The following is a 20782-nucleotide window of genomic DNA, read 5'->3' on the forward strand; positions in this document are numbered from 1 at the left end:
ACTCTATACCCATCATCTAAAAGAGATTTAACCCGGCAGAGCACTGCCTTTTAACGCTATGACAGAACAACAAAAATTAACCTTCAACATGTTGCAGCAACAGCTGGACTCACTGATGCTGCGTGACAGACAGCGTTTTGCCCGCCGCCTGCACGGTGTGAAGAAGGTTAAAAATCCTGATGCACAACAGGCCATTTACCAGGAGATGGCGAAAGAGATTGAGCTGGCAGCCGGTAAAGTTGTGCTGCGTGAAGCTGCGCGTCCGGAAATCCGCTACCCGGAAAACCTGCCCGTCAGCCAGAAAAAACAGGATATTCTGGAGGCTATTCGCGACCATCAGGTGGTGATTGTCGCCGGTGAGACCGGTTCGGGGAAAACCACCCAGTTACCCAAAATATGTATGGAACTGGGGCGCGGGGTAAAAGGGCTGATAGGCCATACCCAGCCGCGTCGTCTGGCGGCGCGCACCGTGGCGAACCGTATTGCGGAAGAGCTGCAGACCGAGCCGGGCGGCTGTATCGGTTATAAGGTACGTTTCAGCGATCATGTCAGTGATAACACCATGGTCAAGCTGATGACGGACGGTATCCTGCTGGCAGAAATCCAACAGGATCGGCTGCTAATGCAGTACGACACCATCATCATCGATGAAGCGCATGAACGCAGTCTGAATATCGATTTTCTGCTCGGCTATCTGAAAGAACTTCTGCCGCGTCGTCCGGATCTAAAGATTATCATCACTTCGGCGACCATTGACCCGGAACGCTTTTCTAAGCATTTCAACAATGCGCCGATTATCGAAGTCTCCGGCCGAACGTATCCGGTGGAAGTGCGCTATCGTCCAATTGTTGAAGATGCAGATGACACTGAGCGTGACCAGCTGCAGGCAATTTTTGATGCCGTAGATGAACTGGGGCGTGAAGGGCCAGGCGACATTCTGATCTTCATGAGCGGCGAACGTGAAATTCGCGATACCGCCGATGCGCTGAATAAGCTGGATTTGCGCCATACCGAAGTGCTACCGCTGTATGCGCGTCTTTCAAACAGCGAACAGAACCGCGTGTTCCAGTCGCACAGCGGTCGCCGTATCGTGCTGGCGACCAACGTGGCGGAAACGTCGCTGACCGTTCCGGGAATCAAATACGTAATTGACCCGGGCACCGCGCGTATCAGCCGTTACAGTTACCGCACCAAAGTTCAGCGCTTGCCGATTGAACCGGTGTCGCAGGCCTCTGCTAACCAGCGTAAAGGTCGCTGCGGTCGTGTTTCAGAGGGGATCTGTATTCGTCTGTATTCTGAGGACGATTTCCTGTCGCGCCCGGAGTTTACCGATCCGGAGATCCTGCGTACCAACCTGGCATCCGTTATTTTGCAGATGACCGCGCTGGGGTTGGGGGATATCGCGGCGTTCCCGTTTGTTGAAGCGCCGGATAAACGCAATATTCAGGACGGGGTGCGCCTGCTCGAAGAGCTGGGGGCGATAACCACCGACGAACAGGCAACCGCTTATAAGTTAACGCCGTTGGGCCGTCAGCTGTCGCAACTTCCGGTGGACCCACGGCTGGCGCGAATGGTGCTGGAAGCACAAAAACATGGTTGTGTGCGCGAAGCGATGATCATTACCTCAGCGCTGTCCATTCAGGATCCGCGCGAGCGTCCAATGGACAAGCAGCAGGCATCCGATGAGAAGCATCGCCGTTTCCACGACAAAGAGTCTGATTTTCTTGCATTTGTGAACCTGTGGAACTATCTCGGCGAGCAGCAAAAAGCGCTGTCGTCAAACCAGTTCCGTCGCCAGTGCAAACTTGATTTTCTGAACTACCTGCGCGTGCGTGAGTGGCAGGATATCTACACGCAACTGCGCCAGGTGGTGAAAGAGTTGGGTATTCCGGTCAACAGCGAACCCGCTGAATATCGGGAGATCCACGTCGCGTTGCTGACCGGTTTACTGTCGCACATCGGGATGAAAGATACCGATAAACAGGAGTTTACCGGGGCGCGTAACGCTCGCTTCTCGATCTTCCCGGGTTCAGGTTTATTCAAAAAACCGCCGAAGTGGACGATGGTCGCCGAGCTGGTGGAAACCAGCCGCCTGTGGGGACGTATTGCCGCGCGTATCGATCCCGAATGGGTGGAACCGGTAGCCCAGCATCTGATCAAACGTTCATACAGTGAACCGCACTGGGAACGCGCGCAGGGTGCTGTGATGGCGACAGAAAAAGTCACTGTCTACGGCTTACCGATTGTTGCGGCCCGTAAGGTAAATTACAGCCAGATCGATCCCGCGTTGTCGCGTGAACTGTTCATTCGTCATGCGCTGGTGGAAGGTGACTGGCAAACGCGCCATGCGTTTTTCCGTGACAATCTGAAGTTACGGGCTGAAGTGGAAGAGTTAGAGCACAAATCACGCCGTCGCGACATTCTGGTCGATGATGAGACGCTGTTTGAGTTTTACGACCAACGCATCAGCCATGACGTGGTTTCTGCTCGTCACTTTGATAGCTGGTGGAAAAAGGTCAGCCGTGAAACACCGGATCTGCTCAACTTTGAAAAGAGCATGCTCATCAAAGAGGGTGCGGAGAAAATCAGTAAGCTGGATTATCCGAACTTCTGGCATCAGGGTAACCTTAAGCTGCGCCTGAGCTACCAGTTCGAACCTGGAGCCGATGCGGACGGTGTGACCGTACATATTCCACTCCCGCTGCTTAATCAGATCGAAGAGAGCGGTTTTGAATGGCAAATCCCGGGGCTGCGCCGCGAATTGGTGATCGCCCTGATTAAGTCGTTGCCAAAACCGGTACGACGCAACTTTGTGCCCGCGCCGAACTATGCGGAAGCGTTTTTAGGCCGCGTCACACCGCTGGAACTGCCGCTGCTGGACTCGCTGGAGCGTGAACTGCGCCGCATGACCGGCGTTACCGTTGACCGTGAAGACTGGCACTGGGATCAGGTGCCCGATCACCTAAAAATCACCTTCCGGGTGGTGGATGATAAAAATAAGAAGCTACAGGAAGGGCGTTCGCTGCAAGATTTGAAGGATGCGCTGAAGGGTAAAGTTCAGGAAACATTGTCTGCGGTGGCCGATGACGGCATCGAACAGAGTGGGTTGCACATTTGGAGCTTCGGTCAACTTCCGGAAAGTTACGAACAAAAACGCGGTAACTATAAGGTGAAAGCGTGGCCGGCGCTGGTCGATGAGCGTGACAGCGTTGCCATCAAACTGTTTGATAATCCGTTGGAACAACAGCAGGCGATGTGGTGCGGTTTACGCCGCCTGTTGCTGCTGAATATTCCTTCGCCAATCAAATATTTGCACGAGAAGCTGCCCAATAAAGCCAAGCTGGGGCTGTACTTTAACCCATACGGTAAAGTTCTGGATTTGATTGACGACTGTATCTCCTGCGGTGTGGATCAGTTAATTGACGCCAACGGTGGCCCGGTGTGGACTGAAGAAGGCTTTACCGCGCTGCATGAAAAAGTGCGGGCTGAACTGAACGATACGGTGGTGGAGATTGCGAAGCAGGTCGAACAGATCCTGACCGCAGTGTTTAATATCAATAAACGTCTGAAAGGGCGCGTGGATATGACCATGGCGCTGGGTCTCGCGGATATCAAATCGCAAATGGGCGGACTGGTGTATCGCGGGTTTGTTACCGGCAATGGTTTCAAACGCTTGGGCGATACGTTGCGTTATTTGCAGGCTATTGAAAAACGTCTGGAAAAACTGGCTATCGACCCGCACCGTGACCGTGCACAGATGCTGAAAGTGGACAGTGTGCAGCAGGCCTGGCAGCAGTGGTTCAATAAACTGCCTCCCGCGCGCCGTCAAGATGCCGATGTCAAAGAGATCCGCTGGATGATAGAAGAGCTGCGCGTCAGCTATTTTGCCCAGCAGCTTGGTACGCCGTATCCGATCTCCGATAAACGTATTCTGCAGGCGATGGAGCAGATTTCGGGATAAATCGGTACAGGGCCGTAGGCCGGATGAAGCGTAGCCGCCATCCGGCATCTGTACCCGGTAAAGATAAACACCAGGAGTCATCAATATGAGTCAGTTTCCGACACTTTCCGCAACCACCCTTGCGGCTATCAATACCGTAGGGCGATGGCTGGCGCAGAATGATTTTACGGGGAATATCACCGTTCAGTCAGATTGCGTGATTCTGGCAGGAAACGCGGTTATTCCTACCATCGACGCCGCCTGTCGGATCGCGAAAGAGCAACAGGTTCCCTTGCTGATTAGCGGTGGTATCGGTCATTCCACGCGCTTTCTGTATGATGCGATTGCCCAGCATCCGCGTTATAGCATCATTCGTACTACCGGACGCGCGGAAGCGGCGATCCTTGCCGATATTGCTCACCAGTTCTGGCAAATTCCGGGTGAGAAAATTTGGGTGGAAGATCAGTCGACAAACTGCGGTGAGAATGCCCGGTTTAGCTGTGCATTACTGAATCAGGCGGCAGAAAGTATTCATACCGTCATTGTGGTGCAGGATCCCACTATGCAACGCCGCACAATGGCCACGTTTCAGCGCGTCACCCGCGATGAGCCGCATGCGCCGCGCTGGTTGAGTTTCCCTGGTTTCATCCCTGAACTGGCCCAACAGCACAACGGCGTGGATTTTGTGCCCGCCGCAGAAGGTCTGTGGCCGGTAGAACGCTATCTTTCTCTCATTACCGGTGAACTTCCGCGCCTGCGTGATGATGCAACCGGCTACGGGCCCTGTGGACACGATTTTATCGTACATGTCGATATTCCTCAGGACGTCGAGCAAGCCTGGCAGCAGCTAAAAAATGATACCGCGCTGACCGACTTACTGGAGAGCCGTTCTCTGTAATTCTTGCTGCCCGTTTGTCGGCGTTTTACGGCAAACGGGCAGAAAGCCCACCCGTTTTTTCTCTTCATCATCACTTTTCCAGACGCTTTTATGAAGCAGTTCACAGAACCGCCACTCCAGCGATAATGCGTCATGCATGATTGATATTAATTAACAATAGTTTTACTTGTTAAAAACAAATCAATCACAGGAGAGCCGCATGTCAGTACCCGTACAACATCCTATGTATATCGATGGGCAGTTTGTGACCTGGCACGATGACGCCTGGATTGATGTCGTCAATCCGGCCACGGAAGAGATTATCTCGCGTATTCCCGATGGGCGTGCCGAAGATGCGCGTAAAGCGATCGATGCCGCGGATCGCGCTCAGCCGCAATGGGAAGCGTTGCCTGCCATTGAACGGGCAAACTGGTTACGCAAAATTTCTGCAGGTATCCGCCAGCGAGCCGATGAAATCAGCGCGTTGATTGTGGCGGAAGGTGGAAAAATTCAACAACTGGCTGACGTTGAAGTCGCGTTTACCGCTGACTATATCGATTACATGGCGGAGTGGGCGCGTCGCTATGAAGGCGAGATCCTGCAAAGCGATCGCCCTGGTGAGAATATATTGCTGTTTAAGCGTGCACTGGGCGTGACGACGGGCATTCTGCCGTGGAACTTCCCGTTTTTCCTGATTGCCCGCAAACTGGCTCCCGCCTTGCTGACGGGAAATACCATCGTCATTAAGCCGAGTGAATTCACACCGAATAACGCCATCGCCTTTGCCAAAATTGTTGATGACATTGGTTTACCGCGCGGAGTCTTTAACCTGGTGCTGGGACGCGGTGAAACGGTCGGGCAGGAGCTGGCCGGAAACCCGAAGGTCGCCATGGTGAGCATGACCGGTAGCGTCGGTGCGGGTGAGAAAATTATGGACGCAGCGGCCAAAAACATCACCAAAGTTTGTCTGGAGTTGGGTGGCAAGGCCCCGGCTATCGTGATGGACGATGCTGACCTTGAGCTGGCGGTGAAGGCTATTGTTGACTCGCGGGTGATCAATACCGGACAGGTATGCAACTGTGCCGAGCGCGTATACGTTCAGAAAGGTATCTATGACCAGTTCGTTAATCGTCTGGGTGAGGCGATGAAAGCCGTGCAGTTTGGCAATCCGGCCGAACGCAATGACATTGCGATGGGGCCGCTGATTAATGCCGCTGCGCTGGCGCGTGTAGAGCAAAAAGTCGAGCGAGCGGTTCAGGAAGGCGCCCGTGTGGTGCTGGGTGGTAAAGCCGTTGCCGGTAAAGGTTATTACTATCCGCCGACGTTACTGTTAGACGTGCGCCAGGATATGGCGATTATGCACGAGGAGACGTTTGGTCCGGTGCTGCCGGTGGTGGCATTTGATACGCTGGAACAGGCGCTGACGATGGCCAATGACAGCGACTACGGACTGACCTCATCGATCTATACGCAGAATCTGAATACGGCAATGAAGGCGATTAAGGGGCTGAAGTTTGGCGAAACCTATATTAATCGCGAAAACTTCGAGGCGATGCAGGGCTTCCACGCTGGCTGGCGCAAGTCCGGGATTGGCGGGGCAGATGGTAAATACGGTCTGAATGAATACCTGCAAACACAGGTAGTGTATTTGCAGTCTTAAGTTTTTCGCCGGGTGAGCCTGTACGCCACCCGGCGCAATTCTCACACTTTGGTGGCGATCCAGTTCATCATCATTTCCGGCCAGATGGCCAGCGGTAACCCTTGCGCATCGCGAATACCAAATCCGTGCTTACCGCGTTCAAACAGATGCATTTCGACCGGAACGCCCAGCCCACGTAGCGCATTAAAGAAAACCAGGCTGTTTTCTACTTTCACCGCCGGATCGTCGATGGCGTGTAGCAGGAATGTCGACGGTGTCGTGTTATCCACTCGCTCTTCCAGAGAATAGTGGCGCAGATCTTCCTTTTCTGGCGTAGCGCCAACCAGCTCAAGACGAGAGCCCGGGTGACCGATGTCTTCGCGCAGAGTAATCACCGGGTAGACCAACGCCATGAACGCAGGACGCGCAGGTTGCTCGTCTATGCTATCAATCGGTGTATAAACCGGTTCGGCAAACCGGGTTCCCAGGCTGGCGGCTACGTGACCACCGGAAGAGAAGCCCAACACACCGATACGGTCAGGGTTAATTTTCCATTCATGGGCGTTGGCGCGAATGTAGCGCATGGCGCGCTGGGCATCGGCCAGCGGCGCGTTTGCACCTTCCTCATGGCCATCACCCGGCATGCGGTAGGTCATCACAAACAGGGTATAACCGCGGGCGTTAAAGAACGGTGCCAGTGCGCTGCCTTCTTTATCCATCACCACGCGACGATAAGAGCCGCCAGGAGTAACAAGGATCCCTGTGCCGTTAGGTTTGGCAGGGGCGTAAACGGTAATTTCCGGGGCGCGAATGCCGGTGACCGCGCGATCGTAATCAGACGTTCCGGTATGTCGGGGTTCAGGCGTAAATACCGCATCGCTGTTTTTTGCTCCGGGGGCTTCACCCTGTGGCCAGATGGTAAACGTGGAAGAAAGGCTAACGGCGTGCGCCATCATGTTTTCTAACGTTTCACGACTCAGTGCTTCCATTACAATGCTCCCTCTGTGGCAAAGGTTAGCTATAGCACAGTTCATATATTGAAAACGGGGAGAGACTCACAACGTATTGAATTCGCGGGAAATGAAAGAGGGCGGAGGGGGACCTCCGCCGGAAGATCAGAGCTTGATAAATTTATCCAGCGTACGAATAAGCTGGGTGACAAAACCGTATTCGTTATCGTACCAGGCGACGGTTTTTACCAGTTGCAGATCGCCCACTTCGGTAATTTCGGTTTGCGTTGCATCAAATACCGAACCGAAATGCGAGCCAATGACATCGGACGAGACGATTTCCTCGTCGGTATAACCAAACGACTCATTATTTTGCGTGGCTTTTTTCAGCGCGTTGTTGACCTCTTCAGCAGTGACTTTTTTCCCCAATATCGATACCAGTTCCGTGACAGATCCTGTTTTCACCGGAACACGCTGGGCATGGCCTTTTAATTTTCCGCTCAACGCCGGAATAACCAGACCAATGGCCTTGGCGGCACCAGTGGTATGGGGAATGATGTTCTCTGCTGCTGCCCGCGAGGCGCGCAGATCTTTCCCGCGTGGACCATCAACCAGCGACTGCGTTCCCGTGTAGGCGTGGATGGTGGTCATAGTGCCAAGCTGAATACCGAAGCTATCGTGCAGCGCTTTCGCCATCGGTGCCAGGCAGTTGGTGGTGCACGATGCGACCGAGATAATCCGATCGTTCGCATCCATTGTGTCGTCGTTGACGTTAAAGACAATGGTCTTCATGTCGCCAGCTGGGGCGGATATCAGTACTTTTTTGGCACCTGCATCCAGGTGCGCGTTGGCTTTTTCTGTCGAGGTATAAAAACCGGTGCATTCGATGATTATCTCAGCGCCAGTGGTTTTCCACGGAATATTTTTGGCCTCTTTTTCTGCGTAAACCGCGATTTTTTTACCGTCGACAATCAGCGCGTCTTCGGTAAAGTCGATGCTCCAGGGAAACGGGCCGTAGTTTGAATCGTGCTTTAACAGATAGGCGAGAATTTTGGGCGAGGTGAGGTCATTTATGGCCACAACCTCCACGTTGCTTTTGACTTCCAGTAGCCGACGCAATACCAGACGACCGATACGACCAAAACCGTTAATGCCAATTTTACTCATGGTTTTCTCCTGTCAGGATGAGGCGGTACGACATATTTTCCTTACCAGGCTTAGTCCAGACAGGCATCCTCGGCAATAGCGGTTCTTGCGGTTAAGCGTAAGCGACTGAAAATGGGTGAACAAAAGTTAATGAATTTTTAACAAAAGCCCGTTATGTTGACGCATTATTGTTTTTATTCAGGAAGTGTTATGGGGAATAAGTATTCTGGCCTGCAAATCGGTATTCACTGGCTGGTCTTTTTGTTAGTTATTGTGGCCTATAGCGCCATGGAGTTTCGCGGATTTTTCCCGCGCAGCTATCGTCCCTTATTCAACATGGTGCACGTATCCTGTGGTATCACGATATTAACGCTGATGGTGGCGCGTCTGCTGGTCAGGCTGAAATATCCGGCACCGCCGATTGTGCCAAAACCAAAGCCAATGATGACCGGCATGGCGCATCTGGGGCATCTGGTTATCTATCTGTTGTTTATTGTGCTGCCTATTATTGGGCTGGTGATGATGTACAACCGGGGTAATCCGTGGATTGCATTCGGCATCGTTATGCCGCATGCGGCAGAGGCTAACTTTGATTTAGTGGATATGCTGAAGTCCTGGCACGTGACGCTGGCAAACCTGGGTTATTTTGTTATTGGTCTGCATGCCGTTGCCGCCCTGATGCATCACTATTTCTGGAAGGATAATACGCTGTTGCGCATGATGCCGCGTAAACGCTCCTGATATAACGCCCCGCAAAATTGGACTGCACCCCAAAAGTTGGACATCCAACTGAGTAAGGTGCATTTTTTTAGCCGATTAATTTTCGCAGGGTGGTGCTTTTCGTACGCTTTGAACCTGGGAGACGCGTTTTTTCAGGCTGACGATAGCCAGCGCAACAACAATCAGCATAATACCGCAGCCTTCAACAACGCCAGGCTCTTCACCCAGCAACCACCAGGAAAACAGAACGCCACAGACAGGTACCGCCAGCGTACTTAAGCTGGCAATACTGGCTGGTAAGTTACGCAACACAAACAGCCATAAACTCCATGCCAGCGCCGTCGCCAGCACGGCGCTATAAGCTAATGCCCAGAAAACGACAGGTTGCCAGTCTGGATCTCGCTGTGGAACCAGCCAGGCCACCAGGCTCATCACCAGCGCGGCATACAGCATCTGCCATGCGGTCAACGCTAACAGATCGATATTCGGATGGCGGGTATACATTCGCTTGGCGACAATCGCGCTGGCCCCCCAACTGATCCCAGAAAGGATCGCCAGTAGCGCGCTCTGCATTGAGGCAAAGTTCAGTTGCCATGGCTGTAAAACCAGCAATAATCCCGCAGCTGCCACGGCAATGGCGAAATACTGTAAACGCCGCATGCGTTCACCGAGGAAAATGGCGGCCATAATCACCACCCAGAATGGCATGGTATAACTCAGTATGGCTACTTTACCTGCACCGCCGCTGACTAGCGCCCATTGTGATAATCCAACCATGCCGCATGTTTGTAGCAAGGCGATCGCTAACGTATAGCCGAAAGGTGTCGGGCGCATTCCTCGGCCACGCAGTAACAGAACGATGAATAACAATAATGCGCCAAAAGAACAGCGTAGTGCGGTGAAGTCGAACGCGCCGATGTAGTGCGTGACCTGTTTCATCGCGATCCAGCTGTAACTCCAGATGAGCGTTAAGGTGATGAGGCCGCCAATGGCCAGCGGATGACTTTTCCCTGCGGTGGTCATAATGTGTCCGTTTTAATGATTTTAGTACGCCACTATACGCGCTTTCAGGGCGCCGTAGTCGTTATCATTCCGGCTGAGTACATGTAGCGAAAATTTGTACTTTCTTCTGTGGAATAAAACCGAAAATTATTTTTCCAGATAGCATAAACGCTTACCGGCAAGATGGTTAAACAACGCTCAGTTCGCCACGTCTGTCACTTGATCACTGTTCTCATTAAAACTACTGTATATAAATACAGTTACATGAGAGGCAGATTATTATGTTGTTTTTCCAGCCAGTTGAACACCCCGAAATCAAACACTTCCCGCTATTTAGCGATCTCGTGCCCTGCGGTTTTCCTTCTCCGGCGCAGGATTACGTTGAGAAACGTATCGATCTTAACGACCTGTTGGTGCAGCATCCCAGCGCAACCTATTTTGTAAAATCGTCTGGCGACTCCATGATGGGGGCAGGGATCGGTGCTGGCGACTTGCTGGTAGTCGACAGTGCCAGAAAAGCGGCCCACGGAGACATTGTGATTGCTGCTATTGAAGGCGAATTCACCGTTAAGCGCCTGCAATTGCATCCGGTGGTGATGCTGAAGCCAGAGAACAGCGCCTACGCGCCGATCATGATCGGCAGCGAGGACACGCTGGATATATTTGGCGTGGTGACATTTATCATTAAATCCGCGGGCTGATTATGTTTGCGCTGGTGGATGTTAATTCGTTTTATGCCAGTTGTGAATCGGCATTCCGACCGGACCTGAAAGGTAAACCCGTTGTTGTTCTTTCAAATAATGATGGTTGTGTCATTGCCAGCAGCGCGGAAGCGAAGGCGCTTGGCGTCAATATGGGAGCACCATACTTCAAACAGAAAGATCTGTTCAGGCGCTGCGGCGTGTTCTGCTTTAGTTCGAACTACGAGCTGTATGCGGATATGAGCAGCAGGGTAATGTCGATTCTGGAGGAGCTGTCTCCGCGCGTGGAAATGTACAGTATCGATGAAGCCTTTTGTGATTTAACTGGCGTGCGAAACTGCAGGGATCTTACAGATTTTGGTCGTGAAATCAGAGAAACCATTTTACAGAAAACGCGCCTCACGGTTGGGGTCGGTATCGCCCAGACCAAAACCCTGGCCAAGCTGGCGAACCATGCTGCCAAAAAGTGGCAGGAACAGACTGGCGGGGTGGTGGATCTCTCGAATATTGAGCGTCAGCGTAAGCTGATGGCTGCGCTCCCGGTTGATGAAGTCTGGGGTGTCGGACGCCGTATCAGTAAAAAACTGGACGCCATGGGTATTAAAACGGTCTGCGACCTGGCGGATACCGATATTCGCTTTATCCGCAAACATTTCAACGTTGTGCTTGAGCGCACTGTGCGGGAATTGCGCGGTGAACCGTGCCTGGCGTTGGAAGAGTTTGCGCCAGTTAAGCAGGAGATCATTTGTTCAAGATCGTTTGGTGAAAAACTCACGGATTACAATGCGATGAGAGAGGCTATTTGTACCTATGCTGCACGTGCTGCGGAAAAATTACGCAGAGAGCACCAGTTCTGCCGGTTTATCTCTACGTTTATCAAAACCAGCCCATTTTCCCTGAATGAACCGTATTACGGTAACAGCGCATCGATAAAACTGCTGACACCAACCCAGGATAGTCGGGAAATTATCAGGGCGGCCACACGTAGTCTGGACGCAATATGGCGGGAGGGGCTGCGTTATCAAAAAGCAGGGGTCATGCTGGGCGATTTTTTTAGTTCTGGCGTTGCGCAGTTGAATCTGTTTGATGACAACGCCCCACGGCATAACAGCGATAAGCTGATGGCCGTTCTGGATACGCTCAATGCTGAAAAAGGTAAAGGAACGCTCTATTTTGCCGGACAAGGTATACAACAACCGTGGGCAATGAAGCGAGATATGCTTTCACCGCGTTATACAACGAGATATAGCGATTTACTGCGGGTTGGGTAGGGTGGTTATCGTAAATAAGTCTTAAGAGCGATTCTAAAACTGTCCAGAAATAAATAAAAAAACGATTATCAGCCTTCATTAAAAATCTTATTGTAGCGCCGACTAACAGATAACTAACTGACAAACGGCAAGTCTATAATAGGAAATTTATGAAAAAGACGCTTATTACACTCATTATTGCAAATGCGCTGACCGCGACTACGGCATTTGCCGCAGCGGATGCGGGAACCTGGTATGCTGGTGGGAAATTTGGTTGGTCGCATTACTTTGATACCAGCGCAAGCCAGCAAACGGGGGCTAATGGTAATAAATATGGTGATGTTGGTTTTGATAGCGATAACGTCGGTGGTGGTGTATTTACAGGCTATCAGATTACTCCATGGCTGGCAGTTGAAGGCGGTTATGACTATTTAGGCAATATGCAATTCAACGGTAAAAATGGTTCTTCTGGTTCTCAAATGAAAAGTCAGGGCCTGCAATTATCTCTGAAGGCAAGTTATGGTCTGACAGATAATTGGGATCTCTACGGCCGTGCAGGGGCAATGGGATATCGCGCGGAGTCAGATATTAAAGGCAATAACCGCTTTGATACCGGTGTGCGTCCGGTTGTGGCTGTTGGTACGGAATATGCCTTTAACAAGAACTGGGCTGGCCGCGTGGAATATCAATGGGTGAGCAATGTGGGTAATGAAAACCAGATTGGCGTATCAAGCGATGTTAGTTCCGTTACCGCTGGGTTGTCATATCGCTTTGGCCAGCATGACGACGCGGAGGTTACGCCTGCACCGGCAGTTGCCGCAACTCCTGCGCCTGAACCTCAGCGTTTTAACTTAAAATCTGATGTGATGTTTGGTTATGATTCAGCAGCATTAACCCCAGAAGGGAAAGCGGCGATTGCGCAGTTATACCGAAATCCCGGTCTGCAACCGGCCAAAGACAAAGCGACCGTTGTTATTGGCTATAGCGATCGCACCGGAGCCGCAGATTATAACCAGCAACTGTCAGCCCAGCGCGCGCAGGCTGTTGCCGATGAATTAGTCGCGTTAGGCATGCCAGCTGCAAATATTACTGCACAAGGACATGGTTCGAGTGATTCTGTCACGGGATCCAGTTGTGATGGGCAGACCGGACAGCAGCTGATTAATTGCCTTGCTCCAGATCGCCATGTCGTTGTTGAGATCACTGATAAGTACTAAATCGGTGTACAAAAGCCCTCCACATTATCGAATGGGGAGGGCTTTTTTATTCGCACAGTGGACTATCATTAACTGTGACAAATTAAAGATGTTAGAGCGTAATTATGTTCATAGAATCCTTAGTTTCGAGAGCTAAAGGTAGATTATGGCGTTATTTTCTGCCACGGTTTACTCTGAAAAATCATGTGGATGATCAAGTATATAATTACTATGGTGTTTATTTTTCGGATGTAAAACAAGAAAAATATCAGCTTGTGAGTCTAAGAGGCAAAAATGTTGTGCTTGAAAAATGGCATGCTGATCAGCACACATATGCGGAAAAAATAAATCTTTCACTCAATGATATTGAAAAAATGAATGTTGAGATTATTCATTGGAGAAAGCAAGGTCCGTTAAGGTTTGATTCGATTTTTCTTTTTGCAATAAATTATTTTACGCGTATTGCTTATGCAAAAAATGCTCTGACGAGAGCAAAAAGCAATCTCTTTTCTTCATTCGCCAGTAACAAGGCGTTGAATGGACTTGATCGTATAATGTTGCTACAGATGCTGGTGAACGAATATGTACATCAATCGCCAGAGAAAACTCACACTGGAGTGACATGTGATGAGGTTATTGATCTATTGTACGGGACGCTTTGGTATAAACATATCAAGAATGAAGATTTCAGGAGGAAGGTCTTTCTGCTGCTCCAGTCACTTGTAATTACAGAAGATGTCAGATTTAGTGATAAAAAATATTATATACAAGGCAAGGCTATTTCAACAATTGTTTCATGGGAATCTGAAGATAAACGGGAAAAGCAGCAGATCAGGATCCAGAAAAATATTAGTCGTTTGATGCTTGTGATTACCGCGTCCACATTGATGATCACCCTGGCAATACTGGCTCAGGCAGGTCTTATTAATCTACATAATCTTTGGGAGCATCTTACACAATTAAAACCCATCCGTGTGTTGTTCAAACTAATATGATAATAATCATCAATAGTCGTTTTGTTTCTGGCGATCCGACAGGGGCTTCACGAGATGCTACGCCACCGTGTTTCTGTCAGATCGCCGAACCGCACATTCAAATTGTCACTTTATTATTTTTTAAACATGAATTTTAATTGCTGAAGAAACACCACCAGTACGGCTACGGACCAGCCTACCATGAGGGCACCGACAAACCCTTCAGCTGCGCCAATCAATCGCCATTCTGCCGGTAATGTCACATCACCATAGCCAAGAGTTGCATAGCTTACGAGAGAGAAGTAACTGGCCGACTCCCAGTTTTCCAGCGCACCAGAAATTATGTAAAAAATTGCAAAAACGCCTGCTTCTGCGAGGTGTGCCATAAGAGCAGTTGCAACAACAATTACATTTCTGAATATGAAGTGAAATGTTGACGTTTTGTTTATACGTAGTTTTTCCATTACCCATAACATCCAAAACGTATGAATTATAACGGTAATAGTTAATAGTGCGAAAACAAATAAAATTATCATACTGGCTCTTTGGACGGTTAAGGGTATAGGGTTGAGTTGATATTTCTGGAATGTACACGGAAGGAAATATAAAGCCAAATACTATTCATGCAGACAATTATTAATGAATATTGTTATTTAATTATTTATTGTATAAAAATTAAATTGGCTAGTTAAACGTGTTAAGAATCTGATAGCGATACTTTCATTGCAGAAAAAATAAAGCAAGGCCATTTTTAAATCCTGTCTCGTCTTGCACATAAGTTGGTATCGGCTTTGAAAATGTTGGAATAAAAAGAGCATTGTATTCATCGAGCAGCACCCTTGAGGGCACGTATGGAGCACCGAAAGGCTGCATATGTTCACACATGACTGAAAGTGACTTAATCTAAGCTACTGATATTAAATAAGTCTTATATTTTACAATGAAATAACAAATCTGATAGTATACCCCCCTATAGTATCCGGAGGGCGTATGCCGCATTCACCTGAAGACAAGAAACGCATTCTCACCCGTGTACGCCGTATTCGCGGTCAAGTTGATGCGCTTGAGCGTGCACTGGAATCTGGCGAACCGTGTCTGGCAATCCTGCAGCAAATTGCCGCTGTGCGCGGCGCATCCAATGGCCTGATGGGCGAAATGGTTGAGATCCATCTGAAAGACGAGCTGGTCAGCGGGGAAACTACGCCAGACCAGCGTGCCGTGCGCATGGCTGAAATCGGCCATCTTCTGCGTGCTTATCTAAAATAACATCATCACCTCGCAATAATGGGAAGAGACAAATGAAATCACGTGCAGCAGTTGCATTCGGCCCCGGCCAACCGTTAAAAATTGTCGAAATCGACGTCGCACCGCCAAAGAAAGGTGAAGTGCTGGTTAAAATTACCCATACCGGCGTGTGCCACACCGACGCCTTTACGCTCTCTGGCGGCGATCCGGAAGGCGTATTCCCGGCGGTACTTGGCCATGAAGGTGGCGGTATTGTGGTTGAAGTAGGCGAAGGCGTCACCAGTCTGAAGCCGGGCGATCATGTGATCCCGCTGTACACCGCAGAGTGCGGCGAGTGTAAGTTCTGTAAATCGGGTAAAACCAACTTGTGTCAGGCCGTACGTGCGACCCAGGGCAAAGGTCTGATGCCGGATGGCACAACGCGCTTCTCGTATAACGGTGAGCCGATTTATCACTATATGGGCACCAGCACCTTCAGCGAATACACCGTTTGCGCGGAGATCTCTCTGGCGAAGGTTAACCCGCAGGCCCCGCTGGACAAAGTGTGTCTGCTGGGTTGTGGCGTGACCACCGGTATCGGAGCAGTCCATAACACCGCAAAAGTGAAAGAAGGCGACACCGTCGCCGTATTTGGTCTGGGCGGTATTGGTCTGGCGGTAATTCAGGGCGCGGTGCAGGCGAAAGCCGGGCGTATTCTGGCCGTTGATACCAATCCGGAAAAATTTAAGCTGGCAGGTGAAATGGGCGCGACTGATTTCATCAACCCGAAGGATTACGACAAACCGATTCAGGATGTGATCGTTGAACTGACCGACGGCGGCGTGGATTTTAGCTTTGAATGTATCGGCAACGTTAACGTGATGCGCGCGGCACTGGAATGTTGCCATAAAGGATGGGGCGAAAGCATCATCATTGGCGTGGCAGGAGCAGGGCAAGAGATCAAAACGCGTCCGTTCCAGCTGGTTACCGGGCGCGTCTGGCGCGGTTCCGCATTTGGCGGCGTGAAAGGGCGTACTCAACTTCCTGGCATGGTTGAAGAAGCAATGAGTGGGAAAATTCAGTTGGATCCCTTTATTACCCACCGTTTACCGCTGGAGCAGATTAACGAAGCGTTCGATTTAATGCATCAGGGTAAGTCCATCCGTACCGTTATCCACTTTGGCGATAACTGATTCATTGGCCAGCGGATTTAACCGCTGGCACTTTCCTGAATTTTTTAGAATTATGTTGTGAAAGTGTGACGAATCCGGCGCTTTTCACGGTAAGTAAACTTCCCGGATTGCCGATGACTATCTAACGGGCGTGTTTTCACGCATAAACCCTACAAGAGAGTCGACGGTCATGGACAACACTACATCGATGCAAGCCCAGCATAAACTGGGCTTTCTGCATCAAATCCGGCTGGTTCCGCTGTTTTCCTCCATTCTCGGTGGCATCCTTCTGCTGTTCGCCTTAAGTTCCGGACTGGCAAGCTATTTTCTTATGCAGGCCGATCGCGATCAGCGCGACGTGACCGATGAGATTCAGGTCAGGATGGGGTTATCTAACAGCTCTAACCACTTACGCACCGCGCGTATCAATATGATCCACGCCGGCGCGGCGAGCCGTATTGCCGAAATGGATGACATGAAGGCCAATATTGCCGAGGCAGAAAAACGCATCAAGCAGTCGCAGGACGGTTTTAACGCTTATATGTCGCGTGCGGTAAAAACGTCTGCTGATGAAGCGCTAGATGCTGAACTGAGCGCCAGCTTCAAAGCCTATACCGACGGTTTACAGCCCATGCTGAAGTACGCTAAAAACGGCATGTTTGAAGCGATCATCAACCATGAAAATGAACAGGCCCGACCGCTGGACTCTGCTTACAATAAGGTATTGTTAAAAGCGATCGACATTCGTACCGCAAGGGCGAACCAGTTAAGCGAACAGGCGCATCAGCGTACACAACTCGGCATGGCTTTTATGCTGGGTGCATTCGTTCTTGCGCTGGTGCTAACCGTGATGACGTTCATTGTTCTGCGTCGTACCGTCATTCACCCTCTGCTACGCGCGGCCCAGCGTATTGAGCGAATTTCATCAGGCGATCTGACGATGCACGATGAACCGACCGGGCGTAGCGAAATTGGCCGTCTGAGCCGTCACCTACAGACAATGCAACGATCGTTGGGGAAAACGGTGGGCACGGTACGTCAGGGCGCGGAAGAAATCTACCGCGGTACCAGCGAGATTTCGGCGGGTAATACCGATCTGTCTTCACGTACTGAACAACAGGCCGCAGCGATTGAACAAACGGCAGCCAGCATGGAAGAGCTGACCGCCACGGTGAAGCAAAACGCCGACAATGCGCATCACGCAAGCAAACTGGCGGAAGATGCGTCCGGTAAGGCCAGTCGGGGCGGTCAGATGGTTTCTGGCGTGGTGAAAACCATGGGTAATATCTCAACGAGTTCGAAGAAAATCTCCGAAATCACAGCCGTGATTAATAGCATTGCTTTCCAGACCAATATCCTGGCACTGAACGCTGCGGTTGAGGCGGCGCGGGCAGGAGAGCAGGGGCGTGGATTTGCCGTGGTCGCCAGTGAAGTCCGTACGTTGGCAAGCCGCAGCGCTCAGGCGGCAAAAGAGATTGAAGGATTGATCAGCGAATCGGTCCGACTGATTGACCAGGGCTCCGGAGAAGTCGTCGCGGCGGGCAATACGATGACGGATATTGTCGATGCGGTAAAACGCGTCACCGATATCATGCTGGAAATCGCGGCGGCCTCTGATGAGCAGAGCCGGGGTATCGTACAGGTGAGCCAGGCTATATCAGAAATGGATAAGGTTACGCAGCAAAATGCCTTGTTGGTTGAAGAAGCATCGGCTGCGGCGGCCTCTCTCGAAGAGCAGGCGGCGCGCTTAACGGAAGCCGTAGGTACATTTCGCTTAACGGGAACGAGTGCAATTAAACGCCCTCCCGTAAGCACTACGCCTGACCAATCGCGTCCGCAGACGGCAACGGCCAGTGGCGATAACTGGGAAACGTTTTAACAATAAATTAAGGGACATGATGGTCCCTTAATATTTGGCATCAAAACGGTACGGTTTTGCGTATTGCGGCGATAAGGATCTGCGCGGCCTGAGAGAGTTGCACATCGACACGGGTAAGAATACCGATGGGTTCACCCGCACCGTGGGTAGGTATCGGCAACGACACCAGCGTCGCCTGGCGTAAATCCTCTCTAACCGCGCCTGAAGGGACAAACCACACATAGTCGTAATCAACCGTCAGCTGGCGGGAAAGCGATGCTGACAGCGTTTCAATGCAGCCTGGCGGCATTTTACAACCCTGACTTTGCAACAATGCTTCTGCGTGCTGGCGAGGCGCGGTTCCTTTTGGCGAAACCACCACCGGCCACTCCATTACCCGACTTAACGTGATGGTTTCCTGCAACAGCGGATGGTTAGGGCGCACGACCAGTTTAAGTGATTCCAGAAACAACAATTCATAGTTCAGACCGACCATTAATTCCGGATCGGCCATGCGACCAATGCCAAGATCGATTTCCCCGGATTTTAAACCTGCCAGAATCATCGGATTGCTCATGGTGGCGACCTGTAGCGTGGTCTCCATTTGCTGCTTGTGGAAAGGACCAATTACCGCAGGCAGAATGCCCAGTGCCGCGGTGGGTAAGGCCCCGATCCGTACGACATCAGTCTGCGATTCTTCGCGCTGATTTAACGCTTGTCCGGCGGTGTTGAGCGCATCCAGCACTCTTACCGCGTGGGTAAGAAACTGTTCTCCGGGCAGCGTTAACTGCGCGCCAAGGCGGCCACGCTCAAAGAGCCGGGTCCCGGTCAGTTGCTCCAGTTCATTTAGCGTTTTGGAGAGAGCCGGTTGGCTCAGGTTAAGGGTCTCAGCCGCGCGCCCCAACGTTCCCTGCTGTGCAACGGCGACAAAAGTATGAAGGTGGCGCAAGCGAATGCGCTGATTGAACAGAACATTTTTTTCCATAAGCGATGTTAAAAACAGAGCCGTATCGGTGACAAGTAAAGTTGTTTGTTTTTGATAACCTGATTGCAAAATATTATTAACATTTATCATGTTTTACTTACAACTGATTTATTTTGCTTATGTTTTGTACAGCATTGCTGGGTGGTGGGATCATGGAAGGGAGTGTGGCCAGTCGTTATACTTTGGTGATTGTTTACTTTTGAACGATTTCTCTTCACAAGGCACTGATGAATGATACATGTAATAGGGCACCTTAATCCCGATAGCGATGCCATCTGCACCGCCGCAATGACGGCGCGTTGGCTTAGTTTACGTGGCCAGCAGGCGACGGCATGGCGTTTGGGCGAGCCTAACCGCGAAACGCAGTTTATCTTTGAGCATGCGGGGCTGACGATGCCTGAACGGTTGACGTTTGAACTGACCGATCGTGATGTCTGGCTGGTCGATTTCACCGAGCCGGCCCAGGGACCGGAATCGTTAACAGAAAGTAACGTGGTGGGAATTATCGATCATCACCGACTTGGTGGGTTAGTCACCCGTCTGCCACCGGAAGTGTGGGTGAAGCCTGTCGGCAGTAGCGCAACCCTGCTGTGGCAACTGATGATGGAGGATGAACGCAATCAATTATCTTCCGCTGAGGCTGTTTTACTGCTCGGCGCCGTATTGAGTGACACTGTCACGCTTCGTTCACCAACGACGACCACTGACGATCGCCTGGCGGTTGATGCGCTGGCCCAAAAAACCGGAGTGGATCTTGACGCTTTCAGTCGCGACCTGCTGTCAGCTAAAACAAGTGTGGAAGGGATGAGTGCCCGGGAACTTTTGCAGAAAGACATTAAAACCTTCACCATCCATGGACATTCAGTCTGTGTCGCGCAGCTCGAACTCTATGCGCTGCAACAGGTGGATGCGGTGCTGGACGATCTCCGTCAGGAAATGGCGCGCTATGCAGAAGAAAAGAACGCTGCGTTAGTCGTGCTGATGCTCACTGACATCAATCTGGGTGACACCAGCCTATGGTTTGCTGGATCAGAACTTTCAGACATCCCGCAGCCTTGCAAGGTCGAAGGTATGCTTAGCCGTAAAAAACAGATGCTGCCCTGGCTGGAAAGTCATTTGAAACCACGCCAGTAAGTACTGTTCATCTT

17 protein-coding genes are annotated in these 20782 nt (G+C 50.8%); 12 read left to right on the forward strand and 5 right to left on the reverse strand.

What is annotated here, in order from left to right; translation table 11 throughout:
- Window positions 1-58: 58 nt before the first annotated feature.
- From hrpA to aldA, 3 genes are all read left to right on the forward strand, one after another.
- Window positions 59-3961 carry an ATP-dependent RNA helicase HrpA gene (gene hrpA / locus OGY17_RS11190; RefSeq protein ID WP_032943558.1) on the forward strand — a complete coding sequence of 1301 codons (3903 nt, stop codon included), beginning with the start codon at window positions 59-61 and terminating at the stop codon, window positions 3959-3961.
- An 85-nt stretch (window positions 3962-4046) separates the two neighbouring features.
- Window positions 4047-4838: a YdcF family protein gene (locus OGY17_RS11195; RefSeq protein WP_071446313.1), complete on the forward strand. Its 792-nt coding sequence runs from the start codon at window positions 4047-4049 to the stop codon at window positions 4836-4838.
- Window positions 4839-5037: 199 nt separating this feature from the next.
- Window positions 5038-6477: an aldehyde dehydrogenase gene (gene aldA / locus OGY17_RS11200; RefSeq protein ID WP_286607225.1), complete on the forward strand. Its 1440-nt coding sequence runs from the start codon at window positions 5038-5040 to the stop codon at window positions 6475-6477.
- 41 nt (window positions 6478-6518) lie between these two features.
- On the opposite strand, the gene OGY17_RS11205 is transcribed toward aldA, so the two are convergent.
- Together OGY17_RS11205 and gap are read right to left on the reverse strand one after the other, a co-directional pair.
- On the reverse strand, window positions 6519-7445 hold the full coding sequence (locus OGY17_RS11205; RefSeq protein WP_234102894.1) for an alpha/beta hydrolase: 927 nt from the start codon (window positions 7443-7445) through the stop codon (window positions 6519-6521).
- Between the two features lie 126 nt (window positions 7446-7571).
- Window positions 7572-8573: a type I glyceraldehyde-3-phosphate dehydrogenase gene (gene gap, locus OGY17_RS11210; RefSeq protein WP_008784871.1), complete on the reverse strand. Its 1002-nt coding sequence runs from the start codon at window positions 8571-8573 to the stop codon at window positions 7572-7574.
- 189 nt (window positions 8574-8762) lie between these two features.
- Between gap and cybB the strand changes: the two genes are divergently transcribed.
- Entirely contained in the window at window positions 8763-9293 is a 531-nt protein-coding gene (gene cybB, locus OGY17_RS11215) for a cytochrome b561 (protein WP_008784870.1), read from the forward strand.
- 75 nt (window positions 9294-9368) lie between these two features.
- Here the strand turns inward: cybB and OGY17_RS11220 are convergent, their stop codons facing one another.
- Window positions 9369-10295: a DMT family transporter gene (locus OGY17_RS11220; RefSeq protein WP_057068151.1), complete on the reverse strand. Its 927-nt coding sequence runs from the start codon at window positions 10293-10295 to the stop codon at window positions 9369-9371.
- Between the two features lie 260 nt (window positions 10296-10555).
- Here OGY17_RS11220 and OGY17_RS11225 point away from each other — a divergent pair, with 260 nt between their 5' ends.
- The 4 genes from OGY17_RS11225 to OGY17_RS11240 all read left to right on the forward strand — a co-directional run bounded on the left by OGY17_RS11225 (window position 10556) and on the right by OGY17_RS11240 (window position 14416).
- Complete coding sequence (locus OGY17_RS11225) at window positions 10556-10975, forward strand: translesion error-prone DNA polymerase V autoproteolytic subunit (RefSeq protein ID WP_003833182.1); 420 nt, start codon at window positions 10556-10558, stop codon at window positions 10973-10975.
- Window positions 10976-10977: 2 nt separating this feature from the next.
- Entirely contained in the window at window positions 10978-12246 is a 1269-nt protein-coding gene (locus OGY17_RS11230) for a Y-family DNA polymerase (RefSeq protein WP_063940790.1), read from the forward strand.
- Window positions 12247-12395: 149 nt separating this feature from the next.
- Window positions 12396-13442: a porin OmpA gene (gene ompA / locus OGY17_RS11235; protein ID WP_286607227.1), complete on the forward strand. Its 1047-nt coding sequence runs from the start codon at window positions 12396-12398 to the stop codon at window positions 13440-13442.
- Window positions 13443-13627: 185 nt separating this feature from the next.
- Window positions 13628-14416 (forward strand): hypothetical protein, encoded by a 789-nt coding sequence (locus OGY17_RS11240; protein ID WP_286607229.1) that lies wholly within the window; start codon window positions 13628-13630, stop codon window positions 14414-14416.
- 113 nt (window positions 14417-14529) lie between these two features.
- Here OGY17_RS11240 and OGY17_RS11245 read toward each other — a convergent pair whose 3' ends face one another.
- Window positions 14530-14859, reverse strand: coding sequence for an ion channel (locus tag OGY17_RS11245; protein ID WP_286607231.1), 330 nt, complete (start codon window positions 14857-14859; stop codon window positions 14530-14532).
- Between the two features lie 526 nt (window positions 14860-15385).
- Between OGY17_RS11245 and OGY17_RS11250 the strand changes: the two genes are divergently transcribed.
- The 3 genes from OGY17_RS11250 to OGY17_RS11260 all read left to right on the forward strand — a co-directional run bounded on the left by OGY17_RS11250 (window position 15386) and on the right by OGY17_RS11260 (window position 18670).
- Window positions 15386-15661, forward strand: coding sequence for a metal/formaldehyde-sensitive transcriptional repressor (locus OGY17_RS11250; RefSeq protein WP_003833178.1), 276 nt, complete (start codon window positions 15386-15388; stop codon window positions 15659-15661).
- 32 nt (window positions 15662-15693) lie between these two features.
- Complete coding sequence (locus tag OGY17_RS11255) at window positions 15694-16812, forward strand: S-(hydroxymethyl)glutathione dehydrogenase/class III alcohol dehydrogenase (RefSeq protein ID WP_286607233.1); 1119 nt, start codon at window positions 15694-15696, stop codon at window positions 16810-16812.
- 169 nt (window positions 16813-16981) lie between these two features.
- Window positions 16982-18670 carry a methyl-accepting chemotaxis protein gene (locus tag OGY17_RS11260; RefSeq protein ID WP_286607235.1) on the forward strand — a complete coding sequence of 563 codons (1689 nt, stop codon included), beginning with the start codon at window positions 16982-16984 and terminating at the stop codon, window positions 18668-18670.
- Window positions 18671-18710: 40 nt separating this feature from the next.
- Here OGY17_RS11260 and pcaQ read toward each other — a convergent pair whose 3' ends face one another.
- A complete protein-coding gene (pcaQ, locus tag OGY17_RS11265) occupies window positions 18711-19634 on the reverse strand; it encodes a pca operon transcription factor PcaQ (RefSeq protein WP_003020288.1) in 924 nt (307 codons plus the stop codon).
- A gap of 231 nt (window positions 19635-19865) precedes the next feature.
- Between pcaQ and OGY17_RS11270 the strand changes: the two genes are divergently transcribed.
- Window positions 19866-20768: a manganese-dependent inorganic pyrophosphatase gene (locus OGY17_RS11270; protein ID WP_286607239.1), complete on the forward strand. Its 903-nt coding sequence runs from the start codon at window positions 19866-19868 to the stop codon at window positions 20766-20768.
- Window positions 20769-20782: the final 14 nt, after the last annotated feature.

The sequence above is a fragment of the Citrobacter sp. Cpo126 genome, assembly GCF_030332445.1.
In the GTDB taxonomy this organism is placed as follows: domain Bacteria; phylum Pseudomonadota; class Gammaproteobacteria; order Enterobacterales; family Enterobacteriaceae; genus Citrobacter; species Citrobacter portucalensis.

Bases quoted from the DNA above. Each gene is read 5' to 3' on its own strand.
- hrpA (WP_032943558.1), top strand. From the start codon at position 59: ATGACAGAACAACAAAAATTAACCTTCAACATGTTGCAGCAACAGCTG.
- OGY17_RS11195 (WP_071446313.1), top strand. From the start codon at position 4,047: ATGAGTCAGTTTCCGACACTTTCCGCAACCACCCTTGCGGCTATCAAT.
- aldA (WP_286607225.1), top strand. From the start codon at position 5,038: ATGTCAGTACCCGTACAACATCCTATGTATATCGATGGGCAGTTTGTG.
- OGY17_RS11205 (WP_234102894.1), bottom strand. From the start codon at position 7,445: ATGGAAGCACTGAGTCGTGAAACGTTAGAAAACATGATGGCGCACGCC.
- gap (WP_008784871.1), bottom strand. From the start codon at position 8,573: ATGAGTAAAATTGGCATTAACGGTTTTGGTCGTATCGGTCGTCTGGTA.
- cybB (WP_008784870.1), top strand. From the start codon at position 8,763: ATGGGGAATAAGTATTCTGGCCTGCAAATCGGTATTCACTGGCTGGTC.
- OGY17_RS11220 (WP_057068151.1), bottom strand. From the start codon at position 10,295: ATGACCACCGCAGGGAAAAGTCATCCGCTGGCCATTGGCGGCCTCATC.
- OGY17_RS11225 (WP_003833182.1), top strand. From the start codon at position 10,556: ATGTTGTTTTTCCAGCCAGTTGAACACCCCGAAATCAAACACTTCCCG.
- OGY17_RS11230 (WP_063940790.1), top strand. From the start codon at position 10,978: ATGTTTGCGCTGGTGGATGTTAATTCGTTTTATGCCAGTTGTGAATCG.
- ompA (WP_286607227.1), top strand. From the start codon at position 12,396: ATGAAAAAGACGCTTATTACACTCATTATTGCAAATGCGCTGACCGCG.
- OGY17_RS11245 (WP_286607231.1), bottom strand. From the start codon at position 14,859: ATGGAAAAACTACGTATAAACAAAACGTCAACATTTCACTTCATATTC.
- OGY17_RS11250 (WP_003833178.1), top strand. From the start codon at position 15,386: ATGCCGCATTCACCTGAAGACAAGAAACGCATTCTCACCCGTGTACGC.
- OGY17_RS11255 (WP_286607233.1), top strand. From the start codon at position 15,694: ATGAAATCACGTGCAGCAGTTGCATTCGGCCCCGGCCAACCGTTAAAA.
- OGY17_RS11260 (WP_286607235.1), top strand. From the start codon at position 16,982: ATGGACAACACTACATCGATGCAAGCCCAGCATAAACTGGGCTTTCTG.
- pcaQ (WP_003020288.1), bottom strand. From the start codon at position 19,634: ATGGAAAAAAATGTTCTGTTCAATCAGCGCATTCGCTTGCGCCACCTT.
- OGY17_RS11270 (WP_286607239.1), top strand. From the start codon at position 19,866: ATGATACATGTAATAGGGCACCTTAATCCCGATAGCGATGCCATCTGC.